The 12,499-nt window shown below is 24.9% G+C and carries 13 protein-coding genes and 1 tRNA gene; 2 read left to right on the top strand and 12 right to left on the bottom strand.

Annotated elements, in window-relative coordinates; all coding sequences use genetic code 4:
- Nucleotide 1: 1 nt before the first annotated feature.
- The 8 genes from A6V39_RS02770 to A6V39_RS02735 are packed head-to-tail and all read right to left on the bottom strand — an operon-like array spanning nucleotide 2 to nucleotide 7,015.
- Nucleotides 2-979 carry a ribose-phosphate diphosphokinase gene (locus tag A6V39_RS02770; protein WP_187150135.1) on the bottom strand — a complete coding sequence of 326 codons (978 nt, stop codon included), beginning with the start codon at nucleotides 977-979 and terminating at the stop codon, nucleotides 2-4.
- Nucleotides 979-2,535, bottom strand: coding sequence for a phospholipase D-like domain-containing protein (locus A6V39_RS02765; protein ID WP_187150134.1), 1,557 nt, complete (start codon nucleotides 2,533-2,535; stop codon nucleotides 979-981). Before A6V39_RS02765 ends, A6V39_RS02770 begins: the two co-directional genes overlap by 1 nt.
- A 6-nt stretch (nucleotides 2,536-2,541) precedes the next feature.
- A complete protein-coding gene (locus tag A6V39_RS02760) occupies nucleotides 2,542-3,822 on the bottom strand; it encodes a glucose-6-phosphate isomerase (RefSeq protein WP_187150133.1) in 1,281 nt (426 codons plus the stop codon).
- A 2-nt stretch (nucleotides 3,823-3,824) separates the two neighbouring features.
- Nucleotides 3,825-5,228 carry an aminoacyl--tRNA ligase-related protein gene (locus A6V39_RS02755; RefSeq protein WP_187150132.1) on the bottom strand — a complete coding sequence of 468 codons (1,404 nt, stop codon included), beginning with the start codon at nucleotides 5,226-5,228 and terminating at the stop codon, nucleotides 3,825-3,827.
- 1 nt (nucleotide 5,229) lies between these two features.
- Complete coding sequence (locus A6V39_RS02750; RefSeq protein ID WP_187150131.1) at nucleotides 5,230-5,760, bottom strand: PTS sugar transporter subunit IIA; 531 nt, start codon at nucleotides 5,758-5,760, stop codon at nucleotides 5,230-5,232.
- Between the two features lie 4 nt (nucleotides 5,761-5,764).
- A complete protein-coding gene (nusG, locus tag A6V39_RS02745; protein WP_187150130.1) occupies nucleotides 5,765-6,631 on the bottom strand; it encodes a transcription termination/antitermination protein NusG in 867 nt (288 codons plus the stop codon).
- 14 nt (nucleotides 6,632-6,645) lie between these two features.
- Nucleotides 6,646-6,891: a preprotein translocase subunit SecE gene (gene secE / locus A6V39_RS02740; protein WP_187150129.1), complete on the bottom strand. Its 246-nt coding sequence runs from the start codon at nucleotides 6,889-6,891 to the stop codon at nucleotides 6,646-6,648.
- Nucleotides 6,878-7,015, bottom strand: coding sequence for a 50S ribosomal protein L33 (locus A6V39_RS02735; RefSeq protein WP_187150128.1), 138 nt, complete (start codon nucleotides 7,013-7,015; stop codon nucleotides 6,878-6,880). The genes secE and A6V39_RS02735 overlap by 14 nt, the downstream gene beginning before the upstream one ends.
- Nucleotides 7,016-7,046: 31 nt before the next feature.
- On the opposite strand from A6V39_RS02735, the gene A6V39_RS02730 reads away from it, so the two are divergent.
- Together A6V39_RS02730 and A6V39_RS02725 are read left to right on the top strand one after the other, a co-directional pair.
- Nucleotides 7,047-7,120: transfer RNA gene (locus A6V39_RS02730), tRNA-Gly, on the top strand.
- A complete protein-coding gene (locus A6V39_RS02725) occupies nucleotides 7,099-7,626 on the top strand; it encodes an L-threonylcarbamoyladenylate synthase (RefSeq protein WP_187150127.1) in 528 nt (175 codons plus the stop codon). Before A6V39_RS02730 ends, A6V39_RS02725 begins: the two co-directional genes overlap by 22 nt.
- A 256-nt stretch (nucleotides 7,627-7,882) precedes the next feature.
- Here the strand turns inward: A6V39_RS02725 and A6V39_RS02720 are convergent, their stop codons facing one another.
- From A6V39_RS02720 to A6V39_RS02705, 4 genes are read right to left on the bottom strand one after another with little or no spacing between them, the layout of a single operon-like run.
- Nucleotides 7,883-9,058, bottom strand: coding sequence for an ATP-binding cassette domain-containing protein (locus A6V39_RS02720; protein WP_187150126.1), 1,176 nt, complete (start codon nucleotides 9,056-9,058; stop codon nucleotides 7,883-7,885).
- A gap of 6 nt (nucleotides 9,059-9,064) precedes the next feature.
- The gene (locus tag A6V39_RS02715) at nucleotides 9,065-10,117 is read right to left on the bottom strand and encodes an HrcA family transcriptional regulator (RefSeq protein ID WP_187150125.1); all 1,053 of its coding nucleotides are present in this window, start codon (nucleotides 10,115-10,117) and stop codon (nucleotides 9,065-9,067) included.
- Entirely contained in the window at nucleotides 10,110-11,258 is a 1,149-nt protein-coding gene (locus A6V39_RS02710; protein WP_187150124.1) for a beta clamp domain-containing protein, read from the bottom strand. Before A6V39_RS02710 ends, A6V39_RS02715 begins: the two co-directional genes overlap by 8 nt.
- A 3-nt stretch (nucleotides 11,259-11,261) precedes the next feature.
- On the bottom strand, nucleotides 11,262-12,497 hold the full coding sequence (locus A6V39_RS02705) for a helix-turn-helix domain-containing protein (protein WP_187150123.1): 1,236 nt from the start codon (nucleotides 12,495-12,497) through the stop codon (nucleotides 11,262-11,264).
- Nucleotides 12,498-12,499 lie beyond the last annotated feature (2 nt).

Here is a 12,499-nt window from a genome sequence, read left to right as displayed (position 1 = left end):
ACTAACTTAATATTTGTTTTATATTTTTCTCATATTCTTGATATATTTCCTCTAAAGAGCCTTTATTCTTCATATACATATTTATTACTTTAGACAAAAACTCAGAAATTGAAATTACTTCAATAAAGGGACAATCACTATTAAATTCTAAGGTATTAGTAATATATATTTTTTCCACTATTTTCCTTTCTCAAGCTACTTTAAAATTCTCTAAAGCATTCCTACTAAATAAAGCGTGTGATACTACTATCATTACTTTATTAGCTCCTTTTTCTTTAAGTATTTTTGCTGCAACTAATAAAGTTCCTCCTGTATCCAAAATATCATCTATTATTAAACAATTCTTACCTTTAACTTCTCCTAATACATGGACTGCTTTACATTCATTAGCTGTCTCTCTCTCTTTATCAATTATTAATAAATCAGTATTAAGTAATTTATTAAGTGCTTTTGCTCTCTTTAATCCACCAAAATCAGGAGAAACAATACTTAAATCCTTTACTGAAATATTTCTTACTATATGCTCTGCTATAGGATAAATGGTAGTGACAGTATCTGCCGGAATATTAAAAAAGCCTTGTATTTGATTGGAATGTATCTCTACTAGCAATACTCTAGTAGCTCCTGCTGTTGTTAATAAATCTGCTACTAATCTTGAAGTAATAGGCTCCCTACCTTGCAACTTTCTATCTTGTCTAGCGTAACATAAATAGGGAAAAACAACATTTATCTCCTTAGCCAAAGCTCTCTTAAAGGAATCTAAAGCAATTAATAAAGCCATTAAATTTTCATTTATTGGCTTAGTGGTAGAATGAATTATGAATACATTCTTATTTCTTACAGATACTAAAGGTTTAGCAAAAGTCTCTCCATCTGCAAAATTCATTATTTGAATTTCAGATAATTTAAGTCCTAAATGCTTAACTACTTCTTCAGCTAATTTATTATCTTTGCTTAAAGAAAAAAAAAGATTAGACATTATAGGAAGGGTTTAAATATTCTTATGAACACTCCATGCGAAAAAGCAACAAATGACTTCATTTTTTTCAAATCAGAGAGAACAATTTTGTGGCTATTTTTGAATTGATTTTCAACAAACTTAGTTATTAAAGAAGTAAACTTCTTACATTTAACTAATAAAGCATTTTCAAAATTTAGATAAAGAGCTCTATAGTCTCAATTGTAAGAACCAAAGTAAGTGGTTTCATCATCTACTATCATTATTTTCTCATGATTAAATCCAAAATATTCATATATCTCTATATTCTCTGGAATTAAAGAGGTAAATAGTTGTCTATTTAAACTCCTAAAGAAATTCCTAAAATCCGTTTGTTTAGGTACTAATATTTTTATAGATACCCCTGATACACTAGCTTGTTTAAGAGCATTTATTAAATCTTTAGGGGGGTAAAAATAAGGAGTAGATATCAATATAGATTTCTTAGCATTTGAGACTAACTGTACTAAATTATCTTTAATAATTAATTCTGGCGAAAGAGGTGAAGCATTTAATACTTGAATTACTGTATTAGTATTTTCAGAAATATTAGATTCTCTGAAGTAGTTAAGTCCATCTAACATTAAAGGATCTCCTTTAACTGGTTTAATACAACACATCTCTCAGTGTGAACAGAATAAAGCATTAATAGAGTTAACTACAGTACCTTCAACAATTACTCCTAATTCAGTAGTTTGAAAATAGAATTGAGTAATATTGAAGTACTCGTCTGCAATATTACTACTACCACAAAAAGCATATTTATTATCAACTACTATTATTTTGTTATGGTTCCTATATTGTCACCAAAGACTATCAAATCTAAAGAAATGATTAAATATTCTTAATTCAATTCCATATTTCTTTATTTTCTTCCTAGTCTTAGAACTAAGTCTTCTAAAACTACCATGGTAATCAACCATTAATCTAACCTCTACTCCCTCTTCTGTTTTTTTTCTTAATAAGTCAAGAATATGATCAGAAACTAAGCCATCTCCAAAAATATAGAACTCCAAATGAATAAATTGCTTAGCTTTCTTTATTAAAGATGTTATTTCTTGAAGTATTTCAATAGGTGTTGAAAGAAGAGTTATTTTACTATTCCCACATATATTTGCATCATGTTTAATTAAGTTGTAAAAAAAAACTTTATGAGAGAGATGACTTAAATTCTTAATTTTTTTATTTTCAATATATCTACTATAGTTCTTGTATTTTTGAAGTATCTTTAAGTATTTAGGATTGTTCTGAATATGTACAGAATCAAATCCTAGTAAGAAATAAACAAAGGGACTAATGAATGGAACTAGTAAGAATGAGAATAAGTAAAGTACAACAAAGAGATCACTTCTTCTATGAGAATTAATAATTCTTAGGGATAGGACTACACTTACTAAATAATTAAATACTAATGCTCATATGAATTTTGAAGATTCTGAAGATGCTATTCCAACAATAGCAAAAATCAGTATTGTTGTGGTTATTGTAATACCAACAATTCTTGTTAAACTCCTTCATTTAGAAAAGGAAAGATCCATTAAACATTAAGGCTTTCCTAATAGACCAAACATACGTTTTTTGTAAGTTTCAACACCTGGTTGATCAAATGGATTAACTTCAAATAAATAAGCTGAAAACATAGCTACTAATGATAATCAGAAATAAAAATAACCAAACACTTCTGGAGCTCAAGAATCTAATTCAATAACTAAATTATTAATCTTGCCTACTTTAGAATGTGCATCTATAGTTCCACTAAAAGCACAATTATTAATTTCCTTTAAAGTTCTTCCTGCTAACCAATCTAAATTATCATCATTATCAAATTTAGATTTATTAAGTGAAATCTCATATTTAGGCTTATTTACTAATACTATAGTTTCAAAAAAACTCTTAAATCCATCTTGTAGTAGTTGCCCTACTGAATGCAAATCTGGAGTAAAGTTAAATAATACAGGCATCAAACCTTTATTATCCTTACCTTCAGATTCAGCAAATAATTGTTTCATTTTTTCCAAAGTGAAAGATAATTGAGGATCATAAGAAGCAATACATTCAGAAACTAATCCTTTTTCATCAAATAAATAATGTCTTATGGAAGCATAAGTAGCAGCGCTACTTCCTTCTTTAAAGTTCTCTTCTTTTGATTTCTTGGCCCCTGCTAATACTTTTTCAGCATCTACTCCAGCCAATACCATTGGCACTAATCCAACTGCTGTTAAAGTAGAATATCTTCCGCCAATATCATCTTCAATAACAAAGCTTACTATACTTCTCTTATTTACTAACTCTCTTAATATTCCTTTTGATTTATCAGTAACAGCTACTATATAGTCAGCATATGCTTCTCCTTCTTTTTCAGCCAGTAAATCCCTTAATACTCTAAAAGATACTGAACTTTCAAGAGTAGTACCAGACTTAGAAATAACTACTACTGAAAACTTCTTATTCTTTAAATAATCTAATAATTCACCTAAATATCTCTCTGAAAAAGAAGGTAAATAAATAAATTCAAAATTACTTTTCTCAAAGGCGCTATTACAGAAATTTAAGGCAGCTCTACAACCAATATAAGAACCCCCAGTTCCAACAATAACTACAACCTCTACTCCTTTACTTAATCATTTCTCTCTTAAAACAACAATATCTTTAATAAGTCCAGAATGATCTTTATCAACTCAAGTCATTCAACCCAGCATTTCAGCGCCAGCCAATGACTTATTCTTAACTCCCTCTATTATTTTTCCAATTCTCTCTCTATATTGATTAATTACTTGTTCTTCCTTAATATCAACAAGAAAAGAAGTATTTAATTTAAGTGACATAACTAATAGCTTCTTCCAAAATAAGCGTAGACGGTAGCTATTTTACCACTATAAAAACAAAATTCTTTAGAATTGATTAAACGAGATTCAATACACCTAGGCGAAAAACCTCATTGTTCATTCTTAAAATTAATTTCATTTTCTTCATCATCAAACCAAGGAACTAAAGCAATTTTCTTATTTTCTAATATTTCTTTCTTTACTTCCTCTAAAGTGTTACACTTAACTATAGAATTCTTTAAATTACTTTTTGAAGCTTCAAGAAGTTTATTCTTGTATTCTTTAATTTCTTCTTTAAAGTAATTACTCAAATTTTCAAAAGATACTTCTTTTTTCTCACTATCTAATCTAGATTTAATTAATAATACTTTATTCTCTAATTCTTTAGCTCCTAAAAGTATCACAAAAGGAGTGCCATTTAATTCTTCATTCTTAATTTTTCAACCAAATGACTTATTAGAAAAATCTCACTCTACTAAATAATCTTTAAGTGCATTATTAATAATATTAAATAGCTCTGAATTTTCATTAACTACACCATTAATTACTAATACCTTGATTTGTACATCTGCAAGATCAAAGGGTAATACTAATCCTTCATCATCAGAATGTGAAAGTATTAAAGCACCAATAAGTCTTGTTGAAGAACCAGCAGATAATTGATGTGGATAATCTTTTTGATTATTACTATTAGTAAATTTAATTTCAAACATCTTACTAAAGTTTTGTCCTAAGTAATGGGAAGTAGCTATTTGTAAAGCCTGCCCATCAGGCATTACAGCTTCTAAAGTTAAAGTCTTTAGAGCTCCTTGAAATCTCTCATTTACTGTTTTCTCTCCCTCCAAAAAAGCAATATTTAATAGCTCTTTAACTAGCTTCTTGTAGATTTCATGAAATAAATTTAAATATTCAAATGCTTCTTCTTTAGTTAAATGTAAAGTATGCGCTTCTTGCCAATGAAATTCACAACTTCTTAAAAAAGCTTTTGTATTTTTCTCAGATCTAAAGACATTACATCATTGATTGTAAAGTAAAGGTAAATCTTCATAACTATTAAGAATGCTTCTGAAAAAGTGTGAAAAAAGTATTTCTGAAGTAGGTCTCAAAAAAGTATTTTTTGTATCTGGATCAGTAGACTTAGAAATTAAATAAAGTTCTGGAATAAAACCAGTAAGACTTGCTTTCTCTTTTTCAATTTCAGATAATGGAATAAAGGATGGTAAAGAAATATTCTTAAGTCCTATTTTCTTAAATTCTTTATTTACAAAAGCTTGAATTCTTTCTCATATATTTCAACCTTTTGAATTAATAAATAAAGTACCCTTAACTATTCCTGGTAAAGCTATCCCAGAAATTTTGACAATATTTTCGTACCACCTAGCTGTGTTCTCTTTCTTAGAAAACAAACTAAGCGGGAACTATAGACATTATTAATTCTCCCTTTTTAACTTCCCCAAGGGATTTATGAATTAATACTTTCTTACCATTAAGATCTTCTTTCATAGCTAACAAAGCTGAAACAATACTTTTTTCTTGTTGTTGAACAACCTCTAAATTCATTTCACATAAAGGTGTGTTAGCTTCTAAGTTGTCACCCTCTGATCTGTTAGTGGTGAAAGCTTTAAGTTCTTCAGGAATCTCAACAGTATTAATTCCTAAATGTAACATAACACTAACTCCAATATCTTCGTCTTTAATTATGTAAGCGTGTTTAGTTTTAAATAAAGTAACTAATTTACCAGTCATAAATGAAACAATCTCCGAATTAGACGGCTTAATACCAACACCTTCACCCATGTGAGGTTCTGAAAAACCTTCATCAGGAATATCTTTTTGTGCCACCAACTCACCATCACAAGGAGAAAAAACATCTACTCTAAAATCTGGTTTAGGAGGCTCTTGCTTAGCTTTAAATTTATTAAAAAAATTCTTAAACATACAACTATATTTCACTTATCTCTGAAATTTTACAACTAACCGGCTGTCTTCTACCAAACATTTGCACTCCAACAACTACAATATCCTTTTCGTAATCTATTTCTTGAATAACACCTTTAAATCCTAGCTTACTTATAAACACAAAATCATTTACTTTAAACTTATTTTCATTTTTCTTAGATTTTCCTTTACTTCTTGGAACAATATCAAAATTATCTTCATACTCTTTAATTTTTAAATCTGAATATATTTCTGCTTTTTTTGCCTCTAATATTTCTTGTTCAGTAGGTACATATTTATTCTCTAGAATTGCTTCTCCAACTTCCTCTACCGGTTCCTCGCCCTTAACGCCTTCAACTTTAACATCTTTGAAAGAAGAAACACTTCCCTCTACCAACATATATCCCTTAGATTCAGCATATTCTTTAATAGATGGAATACTCTTATCTAAAGAATCTTCAGTTTTTTTCAATTGAAAACTTGATATTGGAGCTGGATTAGGTGCACCTAAAAAGAATGAATTAGCATCTCAGAATTTTGAAAGTTTAAATAAATCAAAGTCATAATCCATATTTATGAAAATCATACCTTTGAAAGGTCTCTTTTCAACTAATTTAAGTCTTTTGTAATTTCCATTACTTAATTTCACCCAAGCAGATGTCTTGCTTGCTTTGAAACCTCTCTTAGGTAATAAATCAGAACTAGGTGAAAACTCTTCTGATTCAATTATTTTGTGCTCCCTAAAGAATTTAACTTCTCTAATACGATCACTTAATTTATGATGACCAATAAATTCATTTATTGAGTTAATTAACTTTTCTTCATCTAATAAAGTTCTTAATGTGTACCAACTAAATTCTTGATTTTCCATAGTTACCTAATATTTTACTGTTGTATTAAAGAAATAAACTTGTATATTACATAAAAAAAGATTGCAAGAAAAAACAAAATACCTATTACTTGTATATATTCATTAGTTAAATTCTTCTTATTATGCCAAGATATTCTTCTAAAATTTTTAACAACTCCGGCAATTAATATTTGCGTTTCTCTTTTTATGTTTTTTAAATGTACTTTAAATCAAGAATAATCATCAGGACTACTTAATTCCTTAATATTATTTGTTTCCATTATGAATAGTATTTTTCTTACAATTAGAACAGTACTTATTTAAATTTTCTATAAATTTAGTAGTTTTGTAAGTGTAATTTCTAGAATTACATTTAGAGCAAACTAGTATTATTTTATATTTCATTAGGCTCTACAAATATAATTAGATAGATTTTGCAAAATTAGTTTAATGATAAAACATGTCCTTGCCAAGGACAAGACACGGGTTTGATTCCCGTATTTTGCTCCATTTTGTTTAAATTCTTAATTAATAAAATTAAGAAAGGTAAGCCTATAGTAATAAATACAGGAACTGTTTTTGGACTCCTTTCTACTAAAGAAAATAATATTTACAAATTGAAGAATAGAGAAAAAAATAAAAAAAATATTCTATTAATTAGTGATATTGGTCAAATAGGAAAGAAGTTACCAGAAGAATTTAAGAAATTAGCTAAAGAATTTTGACCTGGTTCTCTTACTTTAATTTATGAAAAGCAAGGATATAGAATTCCTAAGAACAAAATACTATTAAAGATATTAAGAAGTACCGGTCCTTTATGATCTTCAAGTGCTAATATGTCCGGTCAAAATCCAATAAAGAATCTTAAAGAAGCAAAAAGAATATTTAAGGATAAAGTACTTTATGTAAGTGCTAGTAATAAATTAAGTAATGAACCTTCAACTATTTATGACTTTGATGAAAAGAAAATAGTAAGAGAAGGAAAATTAGCTTTAAAACTTACTTCACTATACTAGGAAATAAATTACTCTTCTTTTTTCAAAATCCAAATCAACCATAGCCCTCAGGAAGGGTTACTAAAAAAATAATAAAAAATATTACTGAAAGTATTCCACAAACAGAACAAAGTATCTTAAGAGTTCGATCCATTTGTTTTCTTACTACTATTGGAATTACTACAGATATTGAAAATGTCCATACGAATAAAGTAAAAAAAAAGCAAGAAATTAGTAGAGGATCTAAACCAAATACTCCATCAAATAATAGCAATTACTATTTAGGAGTGAAATATCTCTTCGTATTTATATCTTTAATAGCCTGTCTATTTCCTACCTTAACTAATACAGGATAAAGATCATTAATATTAGTTTCAATTGGTCTAATTTCTTGAATAATTATATTTTTTTGAACACATTCTTTTTGAAACAAAAGCAAATTAAGTTTTCCATCAAACTTAACATAAATAGTATCAATTATTTCATTGTAAGAAAAATTACATTTAATTTTTGAAAGAATAGCTAATGCTGCTTTATTATCCATAGTTGAAATTGAATATTTATTTTGCTGAGTTAAGAACAAATTCTCAACTAGTCCTGTGTAATAAATCTTTCCTTTTGAAAGGATCGAAATAGTATTAGAGAATTTAGGAAAGTTATCAAATGAATGTGATAAGAAAAGGATTGCTCTATTGTCCCTTTTTAATTTAGAAAAAATAACAAGTAAATCTAAACATTCATATTGTTGTAAACCTAAAAAGGTTTCATCAAATACTATTAAGCTAGGATCAGTAGCTAAAGCAAACATTATTTGTATTTTTCTTTTCTCTAATAAAGTAAGATCAATTACTAAATGATTTCTTAAATAAGTTAAATTAAACTGTTCTAAAGCACTCCTCATATAGTTTTGTGCTTCAATTTCAGTCATTCCTAAATCTTGAAATTTCTTTAAGAATACTTCTTCAACTGTTGAATAAATATTTCATTCAATATCATGAGATACAAAACTTACTAAATTTTTAGGAAAGGTCTCTAATTTAAGTTCTCTACCATCAATAATAATTTCACCTTCATAGTTTTCAATACCCTTAATACAATTAAATAAAGTTGTTTTTCCTGATCCACTAACTCCAACAATTACATGTAAATCACCTAAATAAATCTTTAGATTTAAATTTAATAAAGAAGGTATTTTTTTACTTGCGTAGTATTTTGTTAAATGGTTAATTTCAAGTATTGGAATATTTACATTATTTTCTCTCGAAAGTACTAAAGAAGAATTTCTTATTTCAAAAATATCCTCTAAATTTTCTTTATTTTGTGCATAACTAAAAACATTTACATTTAAATATTCTTTAAGTTCTTTCTCTCTAGTCTCTAATTCTTTAAAAGTTTTCTTTAAATTTTCATACTCATTTAATTTTTCAGAATTTGAAATAATATCTTTAGACATAATTTCTTAGGATTTTTTCAAAAAGTTTAATTTTTCATTAATAAATTCAAATAAATATTTAATCAAAGCATAGTTCATTCTTATGGGTCCAACAACAGATAACTCGTGAGTAGTCAAATTTATATCTATTGTTGTTGTAGCTATTGATAAGCCTTCAACCTCATTTTCTAAATTTATTAATGTATTACCTGTCCTTAAAAAATTGTAATTGAAAGGTGAAAAAGTTGAATAATTCTCTAATAATTTAAATATATCAACAATATCTATTTGATTCCTTTTTATCTCAGGTTGAAAAATAATAGATTTAGTATTGTATATTTTTGAAACAGGTTTTATTTTTTGAAGGAAATTATTAATCATTTGAAAAATAATATTTTCATAAACAAATTCAAATTGATGTATTTTTCCCTTTAAATTTGGTACTATTGAATTCAATTTAGTATTAATTTCAGTTATTTTACAATTACTTAACTTTTCATTTAATAATCTTATTGAAGCAATAACATCACTAACTTCTTCACTATTTAAATCTTTAATTTCAACAGTATTCTTAATTATTTTTCCATGTGAAGTAACTATAAAAATAAGATAAGAATTTCTATCTATATTTACAATATCTATTTTCTTTAAATATTCATTTTCTATTTTTTTTGTTCTTGTAAGAATTAAAGGAAGATTTAAAAATTCTGATATTAAGAAAGAACATTTATCGATCATTTCATCAATTGATAAATGTCTATTACTAAATACTTCAATTAATTTATCTTTAATTTCAAAATTATTTTTTGAACAAAAGTTTTTCATAAGAAATTCAATATAGAATTCATACCCTAGTTTTGTTGGTATCTTTCCAGATGAATAATGTTCTTTCTTAAGATATCCCTTTTCTTCCAAAACTAACATATCATTTCTTATTGTTGCAGAAGATCAAGACTTTAATTCCTTAGTTTTTGCAAGACTTAATGAACTAATTAAATCAATTTCAACAATATATTTTTCAATTAATGTCTTTAGTATAAATTTCTGTCTTTGATTTAGATTACCATCTTTCTTAGACATTTCTTATTGGAAGAATAAATTGTTTAAAGTTATCTTTTTCATTTTTGTAAGGAAGAATAAGTATAGGTTTAAATGAATCAAAAATACTAAATAATATTCTTTCTGAATCGATATTTTTTATTAAAGGTTTTAATAAGGTATTATTTATTGAAAATTCAATATTATTATCTGATAAATTCTTTACAAAAATAAACTCTTTACAGAATCCTTTTTCTAAATCATCATATTCAATTCATAATTTATCACCATCTAATTTGTAAATAGTAGTCTTTAAATTTTTATTTACTATTAATAATAAATTCCTATCTATGGCTTCTAATAATTCAGTTTTTGAAAGTATAAATTCTATATTTGGTTTAGATTTAAATCAATTTGAAAATTCTGGAAAGTTATCAGCATCAACATTAACTTTCATAAATAAATTATCTTTTCTACAAATAAATTCATTATTAGTTATTCAAATATCTAAATCTTCCTTTAAATAGTTCGAAAATAAAGTTAATAAGGTATTTAATAACAGAGGTCTAATATTTAATTCAAATTTAATATTTTTTTCATATTCAAATTTACCAAATACTGTTCTGTAATTATCTGAAGATCAAACTTCAATTAAATTTTCATCAAGTTTCTTTTTGAAATGAATGTTTTTAAGTATGTCATTATTATGAAATGTATTATCTTGTCCTTTACAGAAATTTTTTAATTTTGAATAAGAAATATTAAATAATGAATAAGAAATATTAATTTTTTTATTTTCAATTAAATTAAAATTAATTAAATTATTATTCTTATTATTAATTTTTTTAGATATTAAATTACATTCAAAATTACCTGATAAAAATTGCAAATAATTATCTTCGACTTTAAAAATTTCAAGAATATTATCTGATTTAAGATTATCAATTAAAGAATTAAGTAATTTAATCTCTAATAAAAAATTGCCAGTTTTGTAAATATTTAAATTTTCTCCTTTATTAAGATTTAATTTAAATAAATTCTTACTATTACTTATTATTAATATTACTTCTTCAGAGTTACAATTAATTTCAATATTTTTTATTTTTTCTTCAAATGATTCATAAGGTATTGAAATAAAGTTCTTTATTGATTTAATGTAATCATTTTTGAAAATTAAATGCATTAATTAAGAGAAGTTATCTAAGTATTTCTTAAAGTCTTTATTTTCAAGCTTTTTCTCTATTTTTTTTAAAGAATGTATTATTGTTGAATGATTTTTATTAAACATCTTACCAATGTTAGTAATACTAATATTTAATCTTTTCTTAAGTATGTAAATAACTATATCTCTCTTTAGTACAATATCTTTTTTTCTATTATTTTCAAGTAATTCCTCAGGTTTAAAGTTTAATTTTTTACAAATAATTTTGATTTGTTGATTATTATGAAAATTTAATAATTTTTCATTATTATTAAATATTTCTGACTTTATTGAAGGTTTATTTAAATCATCAATATCTATTATTTTTGTCGTTTCAAATTTACCTAAAATAAGAATTATCTTTAATAATTTATCTATTAATACCTGTATATTGTTTCCTAATACTTCAGTTAAGTAAGATATAGCTTCCTTAGAAAAAATTAAGTTCTTGTCGTAATTTTTTAAAAAATTATTTATTATATTTTTTGTATCTTCCTCTTCTGGTTCATTAATTTTAAAAATAGATACAGAATTTAAGTCTTTTTGAATATCTTGTTTAATATTTGAAATAAATATAAATTTATTATTAGCACTATCTTTAAAAAATAAATTAAATATTTCATTTATTTTTTTCTTATTTTTTGTACTTTGAAAGTTATCAAAAATTATTAATTCATAAGTAAGAAATATTCTTATTAAATTTAGAAAATTCTTTTTTAATTTTGTAAATTCATAATATTTCTTAATGAATTCATTAGTATCTAAATAGATTATTTTTTTAGTATGAATGTATTTATTAATAAAGTAAGCTATTAAATAACTCTTACCTATTCCAGAATTACCTCAAAAATAAAAAAATTTGTCTTCTTTATTATTTAAAAAAGAATCTAGTTTATTGATTATTTCTGAGTTGTATTTAAAAATATAAAAGTTATCAACATTGTGTTTTTTTAAGAAATATTCTTGATTTTTTAGAAAATAGTATTCATTATTTTGAATTTCAAAATCTAATAATAATTCTTTATTGGTTGTTTCAAATATAGATTTCTTTAAAGGAATTAAGAAATTGTTTTTTAAATAATTAATATTTTCTAAGTCTAAGTAAATAATTATTTTTTTATTATTAATTATCTCTACTTTTCCTAATAATAGTGATTTAGTTACATTAAATAAAGAATTATTTTTTTTTAAATTATTTAAAATACTCTTTCATATATTCATTT

Origin of the sequence: Candidatus Mycoplasma haematobovis (assembly GCF_001645765.1) — a bacterium.
GTDB lineage: Bacteria > Bacillota_I > Bacilli_A > Mycoplasmatales > Mycoplasmoidaceae > Eperythrozoon_B > Eperythrozoon_B haematobovis.
The sequence above is the reverse complement of the archived record's forward strand: the minus strand, read 5'-3'. Positions and strand labels throughout refer to the sequence as shown.